Below are 22,580 nucleotides of genomic sequence, written 5' to 3'. Positions count from 1 at the left end.
ATAAGGCTGAATGCTTATTGGGTTCTTTTTATTGTTAACGTTGTTAGTCATTTTCAAGTAATTCAATATTTTCATCAAGTTTTTGACGGTCTTCTCCAGAAATTTCTGGAAATTGTGGGTCAAGATTTTCGAGTACATTTATCATTACTTCGCTAATGATGTAGCGTGCGTACCAATCGTCATCAGCTGGTAAGATATACCATGGCGCATAATCTGTGGAAGTATTGTTCAACATATCTTCGAATACTTCTTGATAGGTATCCCAATGTTTTCTTTCTTCGATGTCACTAAATGAAAATTCCCAGTTCTTTTTAGGATCTTTCATTCTTTCTAGTAGGCGATTCTTTTGCACATCTTTTGAAACATTAAAGAAAAATTTAATGACTGAAAACCCATTTTCTGTCATGTATCGTTCAAAGTCGTTTAATTGACGGAAGCGAACTTTCCATATGTCTTCATCGATTAAGTGATCGGGAAGAGGATCCTTATCCAATACATCGTGAATCCGAGGTGCAATAACTTCTTCGTAATAGGAACGATTTAAAATACTGATTTCTCCCCTTGCAGGTTTTCCTTCATGAATTCTCCACAGGTAATCATGCTTGACTTCAGTTTCAGATGGTTTCTTTACTGAAGTAGTTTTCAATCCTTGAGCAGTTAAATTAGAAAAAATAAAACTGATTGCTTCGTCTTTACCGCCAGCATCAATTGCTTGCAGAACGACCATAATGCCTTTTTCTTCTTCTGCATGAAGTTTTAAATGAAGGTCTTGTAGTTTTTTTATGCTTTCAGGAATTCGCTTGTTTTGTAATTCTTCATCACTGAAGAGAGTATTGTCAGTTGTGGGATAGTTTGCTAATTTGATAGGTGTTTGTTCTGGTGTGATGCGGTATTTTGAAATATCCATCCTAGATTCCTCCTATTGTAGTAAGTGCTTTACTAAGTTACTGTCTTTCTGATTCAAGTATGTCATATCTAGTAAAGAGAGTAAAAGAATAGGATCATGTGTAAATGTAATCGTATTCTTTGAATAAGGATATAAGATATGACATAATAATTTAAAATGGAGGGATGCAATTATGGCTGATGAGCGTGATAAAGCTTTAAAAATTATTGAAAAAAATAACATTGGAACAATGTCTACTGTCTCAGATGATAAACCAGTATCTCGTTACATGACTTTTTTTAATGAAGGATTCATTCTTTACACAATAACGGATAAGCGAACACACAAAGTAGAAGATTTAGAAACAAATCCTCATGTATTTATTTTATTGGGGTATGATACAGGGTTATTAAATAAAAACTATGTTGAAATAGCAGGTCAGGCTACAATTACTGAAGAGCAATCCTTAATTGAACACCTTTGGAGTCCTTATATGAATCTTATTTTTGATGGGAAAGATGATCCAAATATTGTAATCTTAAAAATTCAACCTGATACAGTTACTCTAAGAGGAACAAAAGATAATGAAGTTATTTCAATTGATTTAAACTAAAAATTAAAAAAAATGAGACCGCTAAGCACAATGCTTTGTGGTCTCATTTTTTTAGTTAGTTCAATTCTGCTAAGTGATAATCAGCTGATTCAAGTCGATTGACTAATGGATCTTGAAGATCAGGAGCCATAACATACAACTCATGCATAGCACGACTGCAAATAGTGTAAGCAGTAGATAAATTAGTAGTGGAAGAATGATCCGAGTATTGGAAAAGTGCAAAAGCAACATCAAATTCTAGCCCTTTAGCTAATTGTACAGGGATAACAATAACTGAATGATGAGTACTATCTGTATCTTTTAGTACTAAACTACTGTCAATTCCAGCAATTGTTAACTCTTCATGGAAACGTTCAGCTTCAGCGTAATTTTTGCTGATAAAAGCTGTACGCAAGCCATTTATTTGGCTATTAGAAACTTTTTCTTTTATATAATCCCAATAATGCTCATTGTTAACTGTTAAAATTAATTCTGGTTTTTTACCTTCACGAAAAGGCGACTCAGCAGTAGCTTTTTCTTCTAAAAAGCGATTTGCAAATTGAGTGATCTCATTTGTAGAACGGTAACTCGTTAACAACTGATAGCGTTGAAAAGAGTTTCCAGTGAATATGGTATCTAAATCGTTAAAAGAGATTCTCTTCATCAAAATATTTTGATTTAAGTCACCACTCATAACAAAATTAGCTGTTGGATAAAAATCTTTCAGCATTTGCAATTGGAAAGGAGAGAAGTCTTGTACTTCATCGAGGCAAATGTATTTAAATTTGGTGGTACTGATGGGACCGTGCATCAATTGGTATAAGCTATAAAAAGCATCCATATCTTCTAATACCATTTTTTTATGAGCCATGTTCGTTACAACTTGTTGGATGTGTTCTGACCACATCTCTTCATCAATTGAAAATTCTTTTAGAGAAAGCAATTTAGGTACTGCTTTTAAGAAATGAATGTATTGATGTTGGTAACGAATAAAAGTTAATTTTTTAATTCTTTTGATTACTGGTGAGTAAGCTACGTCTATAATTGAATCGATCAATGTTTCTTCAGCTTTTTGTTCATTTTTTGATTCACTTTCGTGTTGGCGCAACTCACTGTCAGACATAGAAAGCATCGCATCTTCGACCCATTTAGCGGTTCGTTGGGTTCTTTTGAGTTGTTCTATTTTTTGCAGTAATTGTGTTTGAAGAAGTCCTAACTTGCTGGCTAAAGTACCTTTGCTTTCAATGCGATAAAAAAGCTCTTTGATTTCCTCTTTTGAAATAAGGATCTCACCTTGAAAAGATAGAGAAGCAAAGCGCATGTAGTTCATCTTCAATTGATTTGTATAGTGTTTTAAAGCGTCTGAAAACTGAAGACTTCCTTTTAGTAAAGTTACTTTAGATAATTCTTCATCTTGATTAGAAATAAGTGTGAATTTGGGAACTCTTTGATTCATGAATTCAGGGAAAGTATGACTAGTAACGTTCATTTCACCCAATTCAGGTAATACTTGTGAAATATACGTTTGAAAAATTTTATTGGGTGAGAACAAAATGATTTCAGATGCTCTTAATTGATCCCTAAAAGTATAAAGTAGATAAGCGATTTTTTGCATCAACACAACGGTCTTTCCAGATCCAGCGACACCTTCGATTAAAGTGATTTTAGCAGAAATATCTCGAACGATTTGATTTTGTTCTTTTTGAAGTGTCGAAATAACGGCGCCCATTTGATAAGCAGATTTATCTTCTAGGGCTTCAAGTAAGTATGGATCACCCATCACATTATCTGTATCCAACATTTGAATGATTTTAGCCTTACGAATTAAGAATTGACGTTTTAACTCAATCAAAAGCGCTAATTTTTGTTCTCCAATTTTTAAAGGAATCGTGTCACCAACATTGCCTTCATAGTATAGCGAAGCAATAGGTGAACGCCAATCGACAACTAAATGGTCGTATTCATCAAAGACAGAACTGATACCGATATAGATAGTTTCTTGTCCAAATTCATCTTCATAATCAATTCGACCAAAGTAAGGATCCTCTACCATTTTTTCTAAAGCTACAACTCGATTTTGGTTTTTTAATAATGTTTTACTACGGATCATTAAATCTTGTTCAACTGCCCGTAACTCTCCGGCTGACTCCCACATGCTTTCGCTTGAACCTTGATTGATCTTAATTTCACCGGATTCTTTTAAACGTCTTTTTTGTTCAGCACTATCCTGTTCAACTGTTTTTTTTAATTGATCCAATTCAAGTTGAATCTTTTCAACAACGGTATGGACACGTTGCTGTTCCATAGATTGGCTATCTTTCAATGAAAAAACTCCTTTCAAAAACTAAAAAATAAAGAAAAATTTATTCAACTCATTTTTAACGCAACTAGCAGTATACCACCCAATAAGCTTGATTGCTATAAGCGGTTTTGATTCTATTCTAAAGCATACAAAAGACTATACACTATTTAATGGAGACATTCATTTATGGGAGCGTAAAAATAATTTTTATTCAGAAATGTTTGAAAGAGAGGTTATTATGGAAAATGAATTAGTAATATCAGAATTAGGTATGGCTGTATGGGATTAAATCACCATCGTGGTCTTGTAAAAGACCGCAGTTAAAAGCATTGAATTTAGCAAAGACGAGAAATTTGCTATTTTTCATGAAAAATTGTCATTTTTTACTTAATAGTTATCCTTACCACCCGAATATTTCACAAAACATTTTACGCATGAACAGTTGTGTCTCTAGATAATTTTTAACGCCTTCAACCAACATTAAGATAGGACTATCAACTATTTATAAAAGAAAGTAAGACTTGAGCTGGATTTTTGTAAAGCGCTATACAAATGTGTTACATTAACTATGAGCTTAAAAGTTCATTACTAAAAAAATTCAGAAAGAGGGAAATTTATGTTTAAGCACACGAAAATTTTACAGTATAATGCTCTACCTGATAAACCAGATGCTTTAATGGCACGTCGGTTGCAAGAAAATCTTGGTGGGCACTGGGGTGAAATGACCGGAATGGCTGCATATTTATTCCAAGGCTGGAATACTAGTACTCCTGGAAACGAAAAGTATAAAGACTTATTATTAGATACGGGAACAGAGGAGATTGGACACATTGAAATGCTCGCAACAATGATTGCTCATCTTTTGGACGATGCCCCTTTAAATATCCAAGAGAGCGTTTACAAAAGTGGAGATCCTGCAATTGCTGCAGTAATGGGAGGTATGAATCCACAACATGCTATTGTAAATGGTTTAGGTGCAAGTCTTCAAGATGCCAATGGTAATCCTTGGACAGCTGCATATATGGAGTCAAGCGGAAACTTGCTGGCTGACATGCGTTACAATATTACTCGTGAATCTATGGGACGACTTCAAGTTACTCGACAATACCATTCGACAGAGGATAAAGGAGTTCGCGATATGTTGAGCTTCTTAATGGCACGTGAGACTCAACACCAACTGCAATTTATGCAAGCAGCGAAAGAATTGGAAGAAAAATATGGTGTAGTAGTTCCTCATGGTACAGCTGATTTACAACATTCGGAATTCAGTCATACACTTTACAATTTCTCTGAAGGTGACGAATCTAGAGAAATTGTTGAAGGGAAAACAGCTAGAGATGGGCAACCATTCAAGTATGAAGAAGGAAAAGCCATGTCTGAAAAACCTGTTAGTAACCCAAGACCTGAAGAATTGAGAAATACGGATGTTGACCAAATAATCGCAGATGGAAGAAAAATTATCGAAAATGATCCTGAGTTAAAATAATTAAATAGAATTTTTCAAGAGATTAGGAAAAAGATGTTGCCCCAAAAGTTAGAGTAAAATCTAAATTTTTTTGGGGCATTTTTTATATTATTCATTTACATTAATTACAATTGATCAGAATTATACAACTAAATAATTTTCCAAGCAAAAGGATTCTATCGCTTAAAAGCCGTAGAATTCTTTTTTTATACCATTTTGTTATATAGCTCATGAATTTTATACTTTTTTGGATATTTTTTTAAGCTCCTCTATCTATCTTTTATAATTAATTATGAATAAAAAATGATAAAAAGGTTAAAAACTAATGTGTAATGTGTTAAGATAAGCATACTTTAAATTTTTGGGGGTATATTTATGAGAAGAAACAAAATAGGTGTGTTGTCTGTAGCACTTACACTAACTGCTGCACTAACTGCAGCGTGTGGAGGAGCTAATGGCGATACAAAGTCAGCGAGTTCAGGCGAATCAAACAATGGGGAAAATCTTGCAGCAGATCAAAGTATCTCTGTTGGAGTATTAAATGAATTATCTACAGGGGATACCTTGCTAGTATCGGATATTGGAACGAATACGGCAATGAATCAATACTTAGAAGGTCTCTATCGATTGGATGAAAATAATCAACCAATTCCAGCTCTTGCTGAAGAAACGACGGTATCGGAGGATGGGTTGACCTATACCTTTAAGCTTAAAGAAGATGCCACGTGGTCAAATGGAGATCCTGTTACGGCTCATGACTTTGTGTACGCTTGGAGACAAGCTGTCAATCCTGAAAAGGCTGCTCCATATTCTTATATGTTTACTTCTGTGGTAAATGCCGAAGAAATCATTAATGGCGAAATGACACCTGATGAACTAGGCGTAGAAGCGGTCGGAGACTATGAATTTAAGGTTCAATTAAATGTACCCGTCTCTTATTTCTTAGGTGAAATGGCTTTTATGCCCTTCTTCCCTCAAAATCAAACATTTGTAGAAGAAATGGGTTCAGATTATGGGACAAGCAGCGATACAACACTTTCAAATGGCCCGTTTATTTTAACTGGCTGGGATGGAACAAACCAATCCTGGAGTTATGAAAAAAATGAAGACTATTGGGATGCAGAAAAAGTCACTTTAGAGAGCATCAATGTTCAAGTGATCAAAGAGGTTTCAACAGCGCTTAATCTATTTGAGTCTGGTGGGATAGATGACGCCATTCTTTCAGGTGAAATTGCCAAACAATACGTAGATCATGAAGCTTATGTAGTTGAACCAGAAGCTCGTACAAATTTTTTGCAATTTAATTACACTGATGTACCAATGCTTTCTAATGCAAAATTGAGAGAAGCTTTCTCTTTGGTACTAAACCGTGAAGAATTAGCGAATACAATCTTAGGAAACGGTTCGCTGCCAGCAAAGGCACTTGTTCCACATGATTTTGTCACAAACCTTGATACTGGAAATGACTTTGCAGATGATGCAGGAGATTTTTTGACCTATGATAAAGAAAAAGCCATACAACTTTATGGAGAAGCAAAAGAAGAGTTAGGAACAGATACGATTGAAATAGCGTTGGTTGCAGATGATGATGAAACAAGCAAGCTTGTAGGACAATACGTTCAAGGAGAATTACAAAATAACTTTGATGGGTTAACCATTAATTTGACAAATGTACCGAAGAATAACCGAATTGAAAAAGGTCAATCTGGTGATTTTGATATGATTTTAGGCGGTTGGGGTGCCATTTTGCCAGATGCTATCAACTTGTTGGATATCATGAACAGCGAAACGACATTCAACAATGGGCCATATAAAAATGAAGAAGTTGATCAATTGTTAAATGACGCAGAAACGGTGAATGCGAATGATCCAGAAACCCGTTGGCAAAATATGCTGGATGCTCAAGGTATTATGTTAGATGAAAAAGGGTTCATTCCTTTGTACCATACAGCAGAAGTGCATTTGCGCAATCCAAAATTAAAGGGCGTTGAAGTTCATTCCGTAAGTTCTCGTTATGATTACCGCAATGCTTATGTTGAAGAATAGGAGAATAAAATATGAATGAACGCTTACTCGAACGATTCGTCAAATACGCTAAAGTTAATACACGGTCTGATATGAATAGTCAGACCGTTCCAACCACTTATTCACAAGTTGAATTTGCTTTAAAATTAGCTGAAGAATTAAAAGAAATAGGGTTGGAAGAAGTAGAATTCAATGACAAAAATGGATTTGTAACGGCCACATTGCCGAGCAATCTAACGCATGAAGTTCCGACTATTGGATTTATTGCTCATATCGATACAGCTGATTTTAATGCAGAAAATATTCAACCACAAGTCCACACGAATTATGATGGCAAAGATATTTTACTTAATGAAAAATTAGGTATTGTCATGTCAACAACTGAATTCCCTCAACTAGCGAATTATGTGGGGAAAACAGTAATCACAACAGATGGAACAACTTTATTGGGAGCAGATGATAAAGCGGGAATGGCCTCTATCGTTACGGCGATGGAAGAATTTATCCAGCATCCAGAACTTCCGCATGGAAAAATACGAGTTGCTTTTGGACCAGATGAAGAGATTGGCCGAGGTGCATTGCTATTTGATGTCGACCATTTTCAAGCGGATTTTGCTTACACATTAGATAGCGGAGTAGTTGGTAAATTCGAATACGAAACGTTTAATGCAGCTCAAGCAGAACTGACAATTAAAGGAACAAGTGTGCATCCTGGAACAGCTAAAGATAGTATGGTCAATGCGTTATTAGTTGCTGCTCAATTTACCACAGCATTGCCGCAAGAAGAAGTTCCTGAAAAAACAGAAGGCTACCAAGGGTTCTACATGCTTTCGAGTCAAGTGGGAACGATTGATGAAGTCAAAGCAACTTACATTATTCGGGATCATGATAAGGAAACTTTTGAAAATCGGAAACAGCACTTCAAAGCATTGGTTGATCAATTTAATGAAGGCTTTGATCAACCACGTATTGAATTGAAGTTGTACGATCAATATTACAATATGCGTGACATCATTGAAAATGATTTATCTATAGTAGAGTTAGCGTTAAATGCCTATAAATCGTTGGGCATTGAACCCGATGTGAAAGCTTTTAGAGGCGGGACAGATGGCAGTATCATTACTTACAAAGGACTGCCCACTCCAAATATCTTTACCGGAGCTGAAAATTTACACGGTAAGTATGAGTTTGTTTCGTTAGAAGGTATGGAGCAAGCTGCTCAAGTTGTCATTGAGATCGCTCGGATGAATACAGAAAAGTAAAGGTTACACAAAATCAGACTCAGCGTTACTGGGTCTTTTTTTGTCTAGGATAAATAAATTTGGCAACCGATAAATTAGTAGTGTTATACTAGATGGGTAATTCTATTAAACGAAGTAAATAAAGTAGTGGATGAAGGAGCGCGATAAAATGGCACAAGAAGAATTGAAAAATAGAGCAGAAGTCTCTGAAGCATTGACCTGGGATCTTACAGGTTTATACCCAACGAAAGAAGCATTCGAAACAGCAGTAGCAGAGTTAAAAACGACTGTTGCACAGTTCAGCACAACTTATGAAGGCAAATTAACGAATGCCCAAAACATTCGTGCGGCTTTAAAAGAATATGAGGCTATTATGCAAATCGCTGACTGGACGAATCATTATGCCTTTTTACCAGCCACGACTGATTTAACAAATCCTGCAAATACTGAATTGTCTCGTTCAATGGACAATGTGTTAGCAGAAGTAGGCGCACAGTTATCTTTTTTTGATTCAGAATTAAAAGCAGTAGATACAGCTGTCTTAGACCAAGTCGAAACAGAAGAGCCACAATTTGCTTCTTTTATCCGTCACATTAAAGAAGATAAGTCGATTCAGTTGGACCCTAAAGTCGAAAAAGCACTAGCACAACTTTCGCCTGTTATTGGAGCGCCTGAAGCCATTTATGAACAAGCTCGTTTGGCAGACATGGATTTTGGGACGTTTAGTGTAGCAGGAAAAGAATACCCACTTAGTTTTGTTTTGTACGAAGATCACTATATGTACCATGCGGATACAGCTATACGACGTGCTGCATTTGACCAATTTTCAGCAGTCCTGAGTGATTATCAAAATGTTGTGGCAGCTGCTTATTACACGCAAGTGCAAAAAGAAAAAACACTTGCTACGATGCGTGGTTTCGATTCTGTTATTGACTATCTTTTGTACGATCAAGAAGTCGACCGTGAATTATACAATCGTCAAATCGATCGCATTATGAATGACTTAGCTCCAGTTATGCAAAAATACATTACCCACGTTAAAGAAATTAATGGGTTGGATAAGATGACTTACGCCGACTTGAAAATTGATTTAGATGCTGATTATTCGTCAACGATCACAGTAGAACAGTCAAAAGAAGTTGTGGCAGATGCCTTGAGTGTTTTAGGACAAGATTATGTTGACCTTGTTATGAAAGCTTATCCAGAACGTTGGGTAGACTTTGTTCAAAATAAAGGGAAATCAACCGGTGGATTCTGTACTTCTCCATATGGTAAGCATCCGTATATCTTAATGTCATGGAACAATCAACTATCAGATGTTTACACATTCATCCATGAAATAGGACATGCTGGACAAGGAATCCTTTCTGCTGAAAACAACAGCATTTTGGGGTCAGAACCGTCTCTTTATTTGATAGAAGCACCATCGACATTTAATGAATTATTGTTGACTGAATCGTTACAACGCAAAAGCGAAGACCCGCGTGAAAAACGTTATGCATTATCAAATATGATCTCAAATACTTACTTCCATAACTTTATCACTCATTTATTGGAAGCAGCTTATCAACGTGAAGTTTACCAATTGATTGATGAAGGCAAAAGTTTTGATGCTGCTAAATTAAGTGAAATCAAACGTTCTGTCTTGAACCGATTCTGGGGAGATGCTGTTGAAATCAATCCTGGGGCAGAATTAACCTGGATGCGCCAAAGTCATTACTACATGGGATTATATTCTTACACGTATTCTGCAGGGCTAACGATTGCAACTCAAGCCTTCTTACGAATTAAAGAAGAAGGACAACCAGCAGTAAACGAATGGTTGGAGTTTTTAGCACTTGGAGATCAGTATCGCCCAGCACCAGCTGCTAAAATGGCAGGTGTGGATATCACTACTGATAAACCATTATCAGATACGATTCAGTATTTAGATGAATCCGTGGATACGATTATTAATTTGAGTAAAGAGATAACCATTTAAAGATAGCTAAGGGAACTGTTTAGAAGAAAACACATTCTTAATTTTGATGATCTCATTCATCAGGATTTAGAATGTGTTTTTTTATCTGTTTTTCTTGTAGTTTCGCGCCACTCTTCCTAGGAATGACCGTTAACGGAAGAGTGGAGTAGAAAAAAGGTGTCACTTGTCCATGAAACTGCTCTTCATGGAGGAGTGACACAAAAAAAGATCGTCACTGATCCATCAAAGGAGGTTTCATGAAAGAGTGAAGCTAGAAAAAGAGTGTACTTGTCCATGAAAAGATAAACTAAATAAAAAAAGCCTTTGCTATTAACGCAAAGGCTTGAAAAGGGGGTATACCTATTTATTTATGGGGGTAAATAAATAGAAGAGAAAAGAAAAGGTTTAAAGGTTTGGTATGTCTATAGTATAACTATTGGATGTGAAAAAATAATGCTCTTTTTGTCTTATTTTATGATGACGAATGAAAGAAAATGTGAAGATTTTAGGAATATTGCTTCAATTGATCTAAGCAATTAAAAGTGTATAGATTGTAAAAGCTATAAAAGCAATGATCAGCACATTAAGGATAAATAAAAGAATTGTATAAGCTTGGCTTCTAGATTTTGATGCCAATACTAATGATAGCGTGTTTAATAAAACTGCGACAATCAGCACGCCAAGAAAAATTGGGAAGCTAAATAATGAAAATTGATTTTGAATAAAAATAGAGACGATCGTTAAGATGAAAGAAATCAAAATTAAAAACGTTGGCCATTTGGTGGTGTTTTTTTTAGTGTTATACATAAGTTTGAACTCCAGTCTTTTTTATGAACTATCGATAAACTTAAGTATACAATTTGAGAATCCGCTTCACAATAGTTTCTTAGAAGAAGACTTATTTTTGTAAGAATAGTCATGAAGTAGTTGGAATCATTATAGATAGAAAAAAAGACCTCCACTCGGATTAGAGTAGAGGTCTTAGAACATTATTTTTTTCGTTTTGTCTTAATGAGACCTTGGTATAAGGAAGAAAATGCGGCAAATAGAATACCGGTTATTGGAAAAATGATCCAAGCTGTTCCCCAAGCATCGTAGATAAAACCTAAAAGTAGATAAACGGCTGTGGCTATTGGAAATACGACACCTGCAATGGTATCCGTCAATTTACTTGCAATAACTTTTTCAGGTCTATAGTCTCCTAGCGAAAGAAGTTTTTCATAGGTGGAGTACAAAACACCATAGAAGACAAACAAGAAAACACCAACGGATACAAAACCTAGAAGAAAGATAACTGACCATGCGTTATCATCTCCCAGAAGAACAATTGCGAGCAATAAAGAGATAGGGGCTAAGATACATAAGATAACTCCTGCTGCAATTGCTTTTGCAAAACTAGGTTTGAACTCCTGCATTTCTCGATCTAAGTGGATACGTGTAGATGGATCAAGAATAACTACCATTTTATCAAGATTATATTGTTCTTCTTTTAAACCGAAGATAATAAAAATTCCAACAGCAATAGCGATGAAAATAAAAAGTGGAATAATCGATAAGAGGTCTATGCCTTCCATATTTGCGGGAGAACTAAAGGAAAAGAAGTTTGCTAGTTCATTGAATAAGAGCATCACAGCTGGAGCGAGAATACAAAGAGCAACTCCTGTCGCAATTCCCATTCCAAATTTTGTTCGATGCTGCATAAAGTCCTCAACTTCTGCCTCTGATAAATAGACAGAGTCCTTGTCAATTTCTTCCGATTCATTCTCTAAGTTGTACTCTTCGATGATTTCATCGATATTGCCAAATTCAGCGAGAACTGTTCCAATCGCTTCGTTTTCACTGTTACCTTCTGATTTTAACTGAAGGTATTTATCTTCCATATTGGTAAGCATATCTTCTTTAAGTTGCTGCATTTCGGGAGTGCGTGGCAATTGAACAAAAACTGATTCGACATAACTTTTAATTGTATCCATTTTTACGATTCCTCCTCAATAAATCTATCCATCACATTTTTTGTATCCAGCCATTCGCTTACTTTATCGCTATACGTTTTCTTACCTAATTCTGTAATTCGGTAGTAGGTTCGCGGTTTTCCATTAGTTTCGGTACTAGAATAAGATTGAATAAGAGCACTTTTTTCTAACCGGTTAAATGCAGAATAAAGAGTGGTTTCTTTCATAATGTATTTTCCAGCTGTTATTTCTTTGATTGTATTTGAAATTTGATAGCCATAAGAGTCTTCTTTCATCAAAATAGACAATAGAATTAAACTATTAAATCCTCGCATGACATCACTTGATATCACATCATCACCCCGTTTTTTTACTTCATCTATCGCAGTAATTAAAGTATACCTTTTTTACTACGACAGGTAAAGTAATTTGATCGGAATGGGCAAATAAAAAAAGAGATGGCTGATAGAAAGCCAATCTCTTTAAAAATTAATTGCTAGATATGTTTACTGTTTTTTTAGAACGAAAGATGTTTAAGATAACGGTTCCTGTATGAAAGAAAAAGATGATTGTCGAATACCCCATTAAAAAAAGGATTAAGTTATCTGTGGGAATATTTAACTCATCATACAAAATACCAGAGAAAAAAGAAGCGAAAATAACGGTTATAAAGGTGGTCAATGAAGAAATCCATAACAACAGTAAATTTTTTATTGAAGTTTCCTTTCCTTTATTCATCAAGAAGGAGGTCACCAATAACAATGTTAAGGTAATGCTTAAAAATATAAAAATATTTTGAAATGAGGACCAATATAAATTATAAATAGGATGCATTGTCAAAATCCTTTCTTCCGCTAAAATTTTTATTTGTATTCTCTAACATGATGTAAGCGTACACCATAACCTTTGTTATGCCTAGATAGAAGTTGACAAATTAATGAAAGTTTAAAATATAAGATTAAATTTATACACAACTAATGCTAAACAATTCATTTATTTAGGATATAGAGAATAAATGTAAGAAGACCCTTAATTTTTTTAAGCTGAGCCGATTAATAAAGTATACATATGTAATTGACTGCACGAAAAAAGATAGATCAATCTTTAATAGATTAATCCATCTTGCTTGTTCAAATATAATAGAAACATTAATTTTGGCGCCATTCTTTTGTTGGTTAGATCGACTAAACTCTAGGTGGTAAGTTTCGGCCAAAGACAAAAGCTAAAGCTGCAACGACTATGCCAACTACAATAAATAGTGTTCCAATAATTGGGTCGCCAGACTTAACAGGTCCAAAATAACCAAAAATGATGATAATGATACCAACAATTAATAAAATTTTTCCTAAAAGATTAAACATAGCGCATACCTCCATTACCGTATTTGTCTAATTAGTATAACAAAAAAAGGTGAGGGGAAATAATAATACGAATGCGATGGCAATAAAAAAATGAGTTAAGGAAAATAAAAAAGACCAAAATAATGGTACTTCTTTGACGATGGTAGTGGATTTGACTATACTAAACGTGAGCAAGGTTAGAACTTGTTCAAAAGTCTAAAAAAAGAAAGAAGGAGAGATTTGTGAGTAATTTATTTCCAGTAGGACGTGATTTCATGAATTTTGGCAGAAACTTTTTCGAAGACTCTTTTGATCACTTGTTAGAAAGTACATCGAACTTTAATGTAGACATTCGTGAGGAAGAACAGGCTTATATTGTAGAGGCTGAGTTACCAGGTATGTCTAAAGATTCTATTCAATTAAAGTATGAAGACAATGTATTGTCCATTGGCGCAACTCAAGAAGAAAGCAAAGATGAAAAAGATGATAAAGGCAATTACATTCGCAGAGAGCGTTCAACTAAATCCTTCAGCCGTCAATTTCTTTTAAAAAACGTCAAAGAAGAAGATATTGCTGCATCGTTTGAAAATGGAGTTTTAACGGTTACTTTACCTAAAAAAAATTCAGACGAAACAACTCCTAAACAAATTGAAATTCAATAAATAAGTACTAAAATATTAAGAGTAGTTGAGAGGAGGTTTCTCGGTTACTCTTTTTTACATATACATGTGGACTTTTTTACAAATTGTAAGTAAAAATAATTGAAAAAAGATGGCTGTTCTTTTACCATTAGAAGAATGATGTTAGTTGCTTAAAAATAATTTAATGAAGAAGTAGGAGAAAGTTTATGAAACCAAAATACGATCCACTGTTTGAACCTTTTACATTTGCATCAGGAGTTAAAGTTGACAACCGCCTTTTTATGGCACCAATGACGACGAATTCTTCATTTGAGAATGGCATGGTCACGACTGATGAAAAAGATTATTATAAAAGACGTGTAGCTGGCCTTGGCGCTGTTGTGACTTCGTGTGCTCAAGTCATGGAAAACGGACGCTTTGCTGGGTCATTAAGTGCAGCATCTGATAACCGGATCGACAGTCTTGCGGGATTAGCGAAAACGATTCAAGATGAAGGTCCCAAAGCTATCTTACAAATTTTTCATGTAGGAAGACTTGGATCAAAACGAACGTTAAGAGGTGAGCAGCCGGTCAGTGCAAGTGCTATCCCACTTGATGTTGAAGGAGCCGAAGTTCCTAGAGCATTAACAGATAAAGAAGTACGCGAATTAGTCGATGCTTTTGGACAAGCGACTAGAAGAGCCATTCAAGCTGGGTTTGATGGAATCGAATTGCATGGAGCAAATAATTATTTGATTCAACAATTTTTCTCTCCACATTCTAATCAAAGAGAAGATCACTGGGGTGGATCGCTTGAAAAACGAATGAACTTCCCTTTAGCTGTTGTCCAAGCGGCAAAAGAAGCGATTCAAACCTATGCTAAGAAGCCCTTTATTTTTGGCTATCGTATTTCTCCTGAAGAAATAAAAGAACCTGGAATCACGATAGAAGATACTTTGCAGTTAGTAGCTAAGTTAAAAGGACAAGGATTGGATTACATTCATGTATCGACAAACAAATGGACGCAAGGTTCGGTTCGTGATCTGTATGAAACGACACCCGTAGTCCAACGTATCCAAGAACATGTAGGTAGTGATTTTCCTATTATTGGAGTCGGCTCAATTATAACGCCAGATGATGCTGTGGAAACAATGGCATTAGGTGTACCACTTGTGGCGATTGGCCGAGAGTTAGTTGTTGAACCGGATTGGATTCAAAAAGTGAAGTTAGGAAATGAAACTGCTATCCGTAAAAAAATCAAACCTGAATACCGTGAAGATCTCACTCTGCCAGATGCCATGTGGGAGTATATCGAAAGCAGACCTGGTTGGTTCCCAATCGTGGATTAATAATTTCAATAAATCACCAAAAAGACTTTTCACTTAAGTGAAAGGTCTTTTTTATTAAAACACGAACATTAGTAATTAGATAAATATGAAATAATTCGCTTTTAAGTCTTTACATCATATTAATTTGAGGTTATACTACAAATGAATCATCAATAAACGAAGTATAATTAAATTTAAAAAATAAATGTTCGTATTTAATAGGAGGGTTATTTTGGAAGAAAGAATGAAACAACCAGCAGGAACAATTGTATTACCGAAAAGAGAAGGGAAGAAGGCAAAGGTCACACCAAAACTCGAATCAAATCTGATTTATCAAGTAGACGATAAACCAGGATTCCTCTTGATGACACTTTTAGGTTTTCAAAATATACTAACTGCTTTTGGTGGAATTGTTGCTGTTCCTTTGGTTATTTCCGGTATGGCAGGATTTGGAATTGCCGATACTTCTTATATGATCAGTGCAGCTTTATTGGGTTCTGGTGTTGTTTCAATCATTCAATCTAAAGGATTTGGACCAAAATGGTTTCGTGTAGGAGCCGGTCTTCCAACGATTATGGGAACCGATTTTGGATTTGTTGGTCCTGCAAATGCGGTCATCAACACAATGGGCGGAGGCATTGCCGGTTATTTCGGTGGAACTATGATGGGCGCCGTTTTAGAAATTATCTTGAGTTATTTTATTAAACCGCTAATGAAATTTTTCCCTCCTGTTGTTACAGGTACCGTTATTTCACTGATGGGATTAACGTTGATGCCTGTAGCATTCGACTGGGTGGCTGGTGGAGTTGGTGCAGCCAATTACGGATCGCCCCTTAATTTAGCAATTGCTACGATTGTATTTTTATTGATCGTTGTATTGAATCACTATGGCAGCGTCAAAATTGGACCTGCTGCTGTACTGATTGGTATTGTAGCTGGCTATATCATGTGTATCCCGCTTGGAATGGTAGACTTTAACCAAGTAGCTCAAGCCAATTGGTTCGCTATGCCACAATTATTTAAATATGGTGTTAATTTTGATTTAAAATTTGCGATTCCATTTATTTCTGGTTACTTAGTAACGGTTATCGAAACAGTGGGTGTGATGCAAACAATTGGAGAAGTAACAGAAACGAAATTAACTGATGATGATATTGCAAATGGTGTCCGTGCTGATGGTGTCGGTTCATTTATTGGACCTGCGATGGGATCTGGCCCAGTAGCTACTTTTAGTCAAAATGCTGGATTGATTCCCTTGACCCGTAATGCTTCTCGTTCTGTTGCGATTACTGCTGGTGTTCTCTTAATGGCAATGAGTTTCCTGCCAAAATTTGCAACATTGGTTTCTATTATGCCAATGGCTGTATTAGGTGGAGCAGGAGTCTTAATGTTCGGAAATGTAGCAGCATCTGGTGTTAAGTCGTTGTCACGTGTGAATTTTGACAACCGCAATTTGATTATTGTCGCTGCAGGTTTAGGAGTTGGACTTGGTGTAGCTTTTCGTCCTGAAGTGGTGGCTGGATTGCCTGGAATTCTTGGCGGATTGTTTTCATCAGGTATCTCAGCTGGAACAATTGTCACGTTAGTATTAAATATTATTTTAAAAGAAACTCCAGCAATGGAACCGCAAGAAGCTTAATAGAAAAAGCAAAACGTTCATCACTCTAGGTTATAGGTGATGAACGTTTTTTTTGTTGTAGGGGGATGCCACTCTTTACTGGAATGAAAGTTAGTTATCACTATAATAAGTCATTTTACGAGATAAATGACTCTGATAATTTAATTTTAAAACCATTCGAATTCGTTTTCTGGAATAGTTTTTTCCACACCATTCGTAAATCTGACTTGTTGTCATTAAATTATCAGGAAAGAGCAGTTTATATTCTTTTATACTTCGCTCAATTGCGGTTGTAATGGTTTCTTTGTGTCCGCATGCAGTACAAAGGTAATTTTGTCTAGTATCTGTATGACTAAGCGAAAAGCAAATAGAGCACAAAATACCTTTCTTCAGTTGCCCTAATTGATAGGTAGGTAGATTATCGGGACGATAATCTTCATTATGTAACTTTTTAAGTTTATTCGCTAGATTCGAATGTTCCTGTTTTATCGAGAAGTTTTGATTGGATAGAGCACTAAGATGTTTAGGCAGTTGATAAGAAAATAAAAAATGTTTATTAGGCTGGAGAGAGTAGAGAGTGAATTCCGGATTAATAAAGACAATAATTGGGTGTATGGGCAATCGATATCCTAGACGAAGCAGCACATTTTGTAAATAGGTCACACTTCTGTCAATTTGCCTTAATGGATTAAGAATTTGATAGCCTGATTCTGTGAAAAAAGAATCTTCCTTATAAAAGTAGGAACCAGCATAATTTTTTACTTCATATAAATAAATAGAATCATTTGTAATATAGAGGGAATCAATTTGAAAAACGGTGTCTCTATAATTTAGAACGAGATCATTTAGTGCAAGCCCTGATTGGTGAAATTGATTCATATAGAAATCGAATTTTTTTTCGCCGTCCCAACCTTTCACTTGATTCTCATACTTTAGCTTTTCTTCAACTGGTAAGTCCATACGAAAATTTAAAGATTCCAATACACGATGAGTAATCGACTTTGTTCGTTCTTTTAGTATCATTATTTTCGTACGCTCCTTAAATTTGATAGTTCTTTCTTAATATAAGAAAAAAATGGCGAAAATCGCTTTTTTTGTAAGATATTTTGTTCATTATAATGCTTCTTTCTTGTAAAGTGAGTACTCATGGAAGAATGACGAGGAAAAGAAGCTTCACTTATCCATGAAACTCCATTTAATGGACAACTGAAGCAAAAAAAATGACTCCACTTATCCATTAGCAACCTTTTCATGGAAGAGTGAACAAAAAAAATAACTTCACTTAGCCATTAAATGATATTTAGTGAGAGAAAAGAGTATTCTGAAACCAGCATTATAATCTGAATGCTGAACGTTTTTATTTTAGTAAAAAACGTGTAGAAGTGGTATACTGAAAACGATTTCTTATAGAGAAGAAAGAGGGTTGATGAATATGAAAAGAATGTTTTTAGGGAAAAGTGAGTTAATGGTACCGAATATTGCCTTAGGATGCATGTCGATGGGTAAACTATCACCTGACGAAGCTAGTAAAGTCATTAATAATGCGTTAGATTTGGAAATTGATTTTTTTGATTTAGCGGATATCTATGGTGGAGGAAAAGCTGAGGAAATATTTGGAAAAGTAATCGAAATGGATTCCACTATACGAGAAAAAATGCTGATTCAATCTAAAGTAGGGATTCGAAAAGGCAGTTATGATTTTTCGAAAGAGCATTTAATCACAAGTGTTGATGGTATCCTTAAACGTTTGCAAACGGATTACTTAGATGTATTGCTGTTGCACCGTCCAGATGCACTAGTAGAACCTGAAATCGTCGCTGAAGTTTTTGATGAATTAGAAAAAAGCGGTAAAGTCCGTAACTTTGGAGTCAGTAACCATAATCCTTATCAAATTGAATTATTAAAAAATTATGTTCAGCAACCTCTTGTTGCAAATCAATTGCAATTTAGTGTGATGCACACCGGAATGATAGACGCTGGAATAAATGTAAATACGAAATTTGATAGTGGCATCAATCGAGATGGCGGAGTGTTGGATTATAGTCGTTTGGAAGCTATGACTATACAAGCTTGGTCACCGATTAAAAGTGGTGGTGATATTTTTGTGGACAACAAGAATTATCCGGAAGTAAATGCTAAGTTGAAAGAAATCGGAGAACGGTACGGTTTATCTAATTCAGCTACAGCTATTGCTTGGATCTTGCGTCACCCAGCTAACATGCAGGCCGTTGTAGGGACTATGACTCCGGATAGATTAACGGACTACAGCAAAGCTTCCGAAGTGCGAATGACTCATGATGAATGGTATGAGATCTATCGAGTAGCTGGAAACGAAATGCCTTAAAAAGATAACGTGATTTTTTACAAATTGAATCGTAAAGAACCTCTTTTGATCAAAGATCAAAAGAGGTTCTTTTTTTATTAATTGAATAAGATGTGACAATCGTGAGAATAAATAAAAAAAGAAATTTAAATGCTTAAGAAAGAAGAAAAAATACCGATATGCTATTTAGTAAACGTTTAAATAAAAGTAGTGTTGAGAACTTCATATAAAACACGCGTAAAATGGAAAAAGTGTTCTAAGGAAGTTTTACATAAGGAGGAGCAATTGGTGAAGAATTTGCGCAAAAAGAAGAGTCCAAGGAAAAAAAGTATAAGAGTAATGATTATCCCTACATTGATCGCTATGATCACGATACCCATTATCATTTTATTAGTAATCAATTATTACAGCACGCAAAATTTATTATCTCAACGTGTTGAGCAAAGTGAAAAAAATCTATCAACGCAATTTACCACACAATTAGATTGGATTGGTCAAGAATTAGAAAATACCATTAATTCTTTAGCAGAGAAACCCGAATTTCAAGAGGTTGCTGAGGATGAAGAAGCTCAAGCTTTTGTTCAAGAAGAATTACAATTTGTTTTAAATAACAGTATGTACATAGGAAATGCTTATTATGCTCCTGAAAATCAAGGAGTACTTGGAACAGTTGAAAATTTAGCTTCAGACTTTGATGCTAGCGCAACAACTTGGTACCAAAGAGCGGTTGAACGTAATGGAGCTCTGATTTGGAGTGAACCTTACCGGGATGCAGTTACAGGAAGTATGGCAATGACGATTTCTAGAGCTATCATAGTAGATGAAGTTTTTTATGGTGTTTTGGCTATTGACTTAGATTTGACACGAATGAATACTTATTTAACATCAGTAAAAAATGGAAATACCGGACACTTTTTTGTGCTTTCTGAAACAGGGGATTATTTGATGTCTAATGATCCAAAGAAGATTGGGACAAATATTGGTGACAGTGAGTTGTTTAAAGAAGCAACTGAACAAACCGGTTACGTATATGCTGATAGCAACAATCAAGAGATTGGAAGTTATTACGCTAAAGTCAGTCGTCTGGGAATGACTGTTTATGGAGTGGTTGGTGAAGATGAGATGGCTAATGAAGTAGCTGCTACAAATAGAGCCGCTCTTATTGGTTTAGTGATCGGAATCATTATCGCAATTTTAAGTGCCTTACTTGCATCTAGATACGTTATGACGATTGCAGCAACGTTAACTAAAGCCTTCAGCAGAGTAGAAGCCGGTGATTTAACTACTGAAATTACTGGAAATGATTTACACATGTTACCAGATAAAAAATACTTTAAAGCATTTAGAAAAACGAAAGAGATAAATGAAACGAGCGATGAAATTGGACGAATTGCATTTGCATTCAATGAAATGATGGTTCAGTTTAGACAAATGGTTGGAGGCATCCAACAAAAGAGCAATCATTTGATGGATATGACCCAAACACTGAATGATATTTCTAAACAAACGACTTCAGCAACAGAAGAAGTGTCCGAAACCATCACGGGAATTGCTCAAGCTACAAGCATCCAAACTAAAGACACGGAAGATACAGTAGGGAAAATGGAAGAATTATCCAAAACTGTGGGTGAAATTGATCAAAATATTCAAAAAATGGGTCAACATACAGATGATACAACGATTGCCAATGGAAAAAACAATCAAATGATGTCTGAAGTTCATGATAATTGGGAAACAACGATCGATACTATGGCTAAGTTAGGCAAGAGCATTCATGCAGTAAACGAAGATATTCAAAACATTGAAAAAATCGTTAAAGTTATTGATGGAATAGCAGAGCAAACCAACTTATTGGCGTTAAATGCTTCAATTGAAGCCGCTCGTGCCGGTGAAAGCGGTAGAGGATTTGCGGTAGTTGCCAATGAAATCAGAAAGCTTGCTGAAAAAAGTGATGCATCGACAAAAAATATCGCAACTATTATCAAAGACATTCAAGAAAAATCAAATGAAATGGTTAATAAAGTCGAACAATCACATGCAGAAAGTGAAGTACAAACAAAAACAATCGATGAAGCTATTGACTCATCAAATAAAGTAACCGATCAAATGGATAAGTTGGTTGAAAGTATTTTAAATGTTGCCAATTTAGGTTTCGTTATTTCAGCTAAAAAAGATGAAACATTGGTGGCAATTGAAAATATTGCGGCATCAGCTGAAGAGAATTCTGCGGGGACGCAAGAAGTATCCGCAAATGCAGAAGAAATTTTAGCAACGATGGAAGAATTCTCATCAAGTATCGCTAAGTTAGAAACAATTGCAAATGAACTAAAAGAAGAAACGAATCAATTTAAATTACAATAAAGCAGGACGTAACAAATAGTTTAGGTGGCGTGCATTCTTGTGAAGAGTGTGCGTCAACCAATTAAGAGGAAATCTAGAGGAGTAGAGAATAATGGAAAAGTTTGTTATTTTTAGTAGTGGTGGTCAAAGCTTTGCCATTCCAATTGAAGTAACCGAAAAAATCATACATGTTGAAGGATTAATTAGAATTCCAGATACATCTAAGTATGTGTTAGGTGCAATAGATTATGATGAAACTGTTTTGCCAATCATTGATTTAAGAGAACGTTTCTTTCAAAATAAAACAGAATTAACAGCTGATACTAAAGTGATTGTTGTGAATTGGCAAGAGAAAAAAATTGGATTGGTGGTAGATAAAGTAACCACTATTCGTTCTTTTGAAAGTGCAGATCGTGAAATTTCAGAAAATGCAGCTCAAGAAGCTGCAAGTTATGTCATGGCTTTTATTCGAACAGATGATGGCATTATCTTACAGCTAGACGTGGACAGTATTTTTAATGAACAAGGGGAAAAAGAACTGGTATCCTTAATGAATAGATAAAAATGGTTAGAATTAGAGGAATGGTG

Annotated in this window: 19 protein-coding genes; 11 read left to right on the top strand and 8 right to left on the bottom strand. The window is 35.3% G+C overall.

From position 1 onward, the window contains the following. Nucleotides 1-43: 43 nt before the first annotated feature. Nucleotides 44-907, bottom strand: coding sequence for a PPK2 family polyphosphate kinase (locus ABS911_RS03435; protein WP_350466317.1), 864 nt, complete (start codon nucleotides 905-907; stop codon nucleotides 44-46). A gap of 172 nt (nucleotides 908-1,079) precedes the next feature. Here ABS911_RS03435 and ABS911_RS03430 point away from each other — a divergent pair, with 172 nt between their 5' ends. Continuing rightward, entirely contained in the window at nucleotides 1,080-1,499 is a 420-nt protein-coding gene (locus tag ABS911_RS03430; RefSeq protein ID WP_350466316.1) for a pyridoxamine 5'-phosphate oxidase family protein, read from the top strand. 55 nt (nucleotides 1,500-1,554) lie between these two features. On the opposite strand, the gene helD is transcribed toward ABS911_RS03430, so the two are convergent. Continuing rightward, on the bottom strand, nucleotides 1,555-3,801 hold the full coding sequence (gene helD, locus ABS911_RS03425; RefSeq protein WP_350466315.1) for an RNA polymerase recycling motor HelD: 2,247 nt from the start codon (nucleotides 3,799-3,801) through the stop codon (nucleotides 1,555-1,557). A 595-nt stretch (nucleotides 3,802-4,396) separates the two neighbouring features. Here helD and ABS911_RS03420 point away from each other — a divergent pair. From ABS911_RS03420 to pepF, 4 genes are all read left to right on the top strand, one after another. Next, nucleotides 4,397-5,266 (top strand): manganese catalase, encoded by an 870-nt coding sequence (locus tag ABS911_RS03420; RefSeq protein WP_350466314.1) that lies wholly within the window; start codon nucleotides 4,397-4,399, stop codon nucleotides 5,264-5,266. Between the two features lie 354 nt (nucleotides 5,267-5,620). Continuing rightward, a complete protein-coding gene (locus ABS911_RS03415) occupies nucleotides 5,621-7,291 on the top strand; it encodes a peptide ABC transporter substrate-binding protein (protein WP_350466313.1) in 1,671 nt (556 codons plus the stop codon). A gap of 11 nt (nucleotides 7,292-7,302) precedes the next feature. Continuing rightward, nucleotides 7,303-8,532, top strand: a complete 1,230-nt coding sequence (gene pepT, locus ABS911_RS03410) for a peptidase T (protein ID WP_350466312.1) — start codon at nucleotides 7,303-7,305, stop codon at nucleotides 8,530-8,532. Between the two features lie 148 nt (nucleotides 8,533-8,680). After that, the gene (pepF, locus tag ABS911_RS03405) at nucleotides 8,681-10,492 is read left to right on the top strand and encodes an oligoendopeptidase F (RefSeq protein ID WP_350466311.1); all 1,812 of its coding nucleotides are present in this window, start codon (nucleotides 8,681-8,683) and stop codon (nucleotides 10,490-10,492) included. Between the two features lie 507 nt (nucleotides 10,493-10,999). On the opposite strand, the gene ABS911_RS03400 is transcribed toward pepF, so the two are convergent. The 5 genes from ABS911_RS03400 to ABS911_RS03380 form a co-directional block, all read right to left on the bottom strand. Further along, nucleotides 11,000-11,278 carry a hypothetical protein gene (locus ABS911_RS03400; RefSeq protein WP_350466310.1) on the bottom strand — a complete coding sequence of 93 codons (279 nt, stop codon included), beginning with the start codon at nucleotides 11,276-11,278 and terminating at the stop codon, nucleotides 11,000-11,002. Nucleotides 11,279-11,460: 182 nt separating this feature from the next. Beyond that, nucleotides 11,461-12,444, bottom strand: a complete 984-nt coding sequence (locus ABS911_RS03395; RefSeq protein ID WP_350466309.1) for a permease prefix domain 1-containing protein — start codon at nucleotides 12,442-12,444, stop codon at nucleotides 11,461-11,463. Nucleotides 12,445-12,446: 2 nt separating this feature from the next. Further along, a complete protein-coding gene (locus ABS911_RS03390) occupies nucleotides 12,447-12,776 on the bottom strand; it encodes a PadR family transcriptional regulator (protein ID WP_350466308.1) in 330 nt (109 codons plus the stop codon). A 136-nt stretch (nucleotides 12,777-12,912) separates the two neighbouring features. Further along, nucleotides 12,913-13,161: a hypothetical protein gene (locus ABS911_RS03385; protein ID WP_350466307.1), complete on the bottom strand. Its 249-nt coding sequence runs from the start codon at nucleotides 13,159-13,161 to the stop codon at nucleotides 12,913-12,915. A 446-nt stretch (nucleotides 13,162-13,607) separates the two neighbouring features. Continuing rightward, nucleotides 13,608-13,784 (bottom strand): hypothetical protein, encoded by a 177-nt coding sequence (locus ABS911_RS03380; RefSeq protein WP_350466306.1) that lies wholly within the window; start codon nucleotides 13,782-13,784, stop codon nucleotides 13,608-13,610. A gap of 221 nt (nucleotides 13,785-14,005) precedes the next feature. Here ABS911_RS03380 and ABS911_RS03375 point away from each other — a divergent pair, with 221 nt between their 5' ends. The 3 genes from ABS911_RS03375 (at nucleotide 14,006) to ABS911_RS03365 (ending at nucleotide 17,350) form a co-directional block, all read left to right on the top strand. Next, nucleotides 14,006-14,425, top strand: a complete 420-nt coding sequence (locus tag ABS911_RS03375; RefSeq protein ID WP_350466305.1) for an Hsp20/alpha crystallin family protein — start codon at nucleotides 14,006-14,008, stop codon at nucleotides 14,423-14,425. A gap of 185 nt (nucleotides 14,426-14,610) precedes the next feature. Then, nucleotides 14,611-15,732, top strand: coding sequence for an NADH-dependent flavin oxidoreductase (locus ABS911_RS03370; RefSeq protein WP_350466304.1), 1,122 nt, complete (start codon nucleotides 14,611-14,613; stop codon nucleotides 15,730-15,732). A 211-nt stretch (nucleotides 15,733-15,943) separates the two neighbouring features. Beyond that, on the top strand, nucleotides 15,944-17,350 hold the full coding sequence (locus tag ABS911_RS03365) for a uracil-xanthine permease family protein (protein WP_350466303.1): 1,407 nt from the start codon (nucleotides 15,944-15,946) through the stop codon (nucleotides 17,348-17,350). Between the two features lie 90 nt (nucleotides 17,351-17,440). Here the strand turns inward: ABS911_RS03365 and ABS911_RS03360 are convergent, their stop codons facing one another. Further along, nucleotides 17,441-18,352 (bottom strand): nuclease-related domain-containing protein, encoded by a 912-nt coding sequence (locus tag ABS911_RS03360; RefSeq protein WP_350466302.1) that lies wholly within the window; start codon nucleotides 18,350-18,352, stop codon nucleotides 17,441-17,443. A 409-nt stretch (nucleotides 18,353-18,761) separates the two neighbouring features. Here ABS911_RS03360 and ABS911_RS03355 point away from each other — a divergent pair, with 409 nt between their 5' ends. From ABS911_RS03355 to ABS911_RS03345, 3 genes are all read left to right on the top strand, one after another. Continuing rightward, nucleotides 18,762-19,673 (top strand): aldo/keto reductase, encoded by a 912-nt coding sequence (locus ABS911_RS03355; RefSeq protein ID WP_350466301.1) that lies wholly within the window; start codon nucleotides 18,762-18,764, stop codon nucleotides 19,671-19,673. A gap of 267 nt (nucleotides 19,674-19,940) precedes the next feature. After that, a complete protein-coding gene (locus tag ABS911_RS03350; RefSeq protein WP_350466300.1) occupies nucleotides 19,941-22,013 on the top strand; it encodes a methyl-accepting chemotaxis protein in 2,073 nt (690 codons plus the stop codon). 91 nt (nucleotides 22,014-22,104) lie between these two features. After that, nucleotides 22,105-22,554 carry a chemotaxis protein CheW gene (locus tag ABS911_RS03345; protein WP_350466299.1) on the top strand — a complete coding sequence of 150 codons (450 nt, stop codon included), beginning with the start codon at nucleotides 22,105-22,107 and terminating at the stop codon, nucleotides 22,552-22,554. The last annotated feature ends 26 nt before the right edge of the window (nucleotides 22,555-22,580 follow it).

The sequence above is a fragment of the Carnobacterium sp. genome (genome assembly GCF_040274425.1).
Note: the sequence above shows the minus strand (reverse complement) of the source record. Positions and strands in the feature narration are given on the sequence as shown.

Coding starts and splice junctions, on each gene's coding strand:
- ABS911_RS03435 (WP_350466317.1), bottom strand. CDS start 907: ATGGATATTTCAAAATACCGCATCACACCAGAACAAACACCTATCAAA.
- ABS911_RS03430 (WP_350466316.1), top strand. CDS start 1,080: ATGGCTGATGAGCGTGATAAAGCTTTAAAAATTATTGAAAAAAATAAC.
- ABS911_RS03420 (WP_350466314.1), top strand. CDS start 4,397: ATGTTTAAGCACACGAAAATTTTACAGTATAATGCTCTACCTGATAAA.
- ABS911_RS03415 (WP_350466313.1), top strand. CDS start 5,621: ATGAGAAGAAACAAAATAGGTGTGTTGTCTGTAGCACTTACACTAACT.
- pepT (WP_350466312.1), top strand. CDS start 7,303: ATGAATGAACGCTTACTCGAACGATTCGTCAAATACGCTAAAGTTAAT.
- pepF (WP_350466311.1), top strand. CDS start 8,681: ATGGCACAAGAAGAATTGAAAAATAGAGCAGAAGTCTCTGAAGCATTG.
- ABS911_RS03400 (WP_350466310.1), bottom strand. CDS start 11,278: ATGTATAACACTAAAAAAAACACCACCAAATGGCCAACGTTTTTAATT.
- ABS911_RS03395 (WP_350466309.1), bottom strand. CDS start 12,444: ATGGATACAATTAAAAGTTATGTCGAATCAGTTTTTGTTCAATTGCCA.
- ABS911_RS03385 (WP_350466307.1), bottom strand. CDS start 13,161: ATGAATAAAGGAAAGGAAACTTCAATAAAAAATTTACTGTTGTTATGG.
- ABS911_RS03380 (WP_350466306.1), bottom strand. CDS start 13,784: ATGTTTAATCTTTTAGGAAAAATTTTATTAATTGTTGGTATCATTATC.
- ABS911_RS03370 (WP_350466304.1), top strand. CDS start 14,611: ATGAAACCAAAATACGATCCACTGTTTGAACCTTTTACATTTGCATCA.
- ABS911_RS03360 (WP_350466302.1), bottom strand. CDS start 18,352: ATGATACTAAAAGAACGAACAAAGTCGATTACTCATCGTGTATTGGAA.
- ABS911_RS03355 (WP_350466301.1), top strand. CDS start 18,762: ATGAAAAGAATGTTTTTAGGGAAAAGTGAGTTAATGGTACCGAATATT.
- ABS911_RS03345 (WP_350466299.1), top strand. CDS start 22,105: ATGGAAAAGTTTGTTATTTTTAGTAGTGGTGGTCAAAGCTTTGCCATT.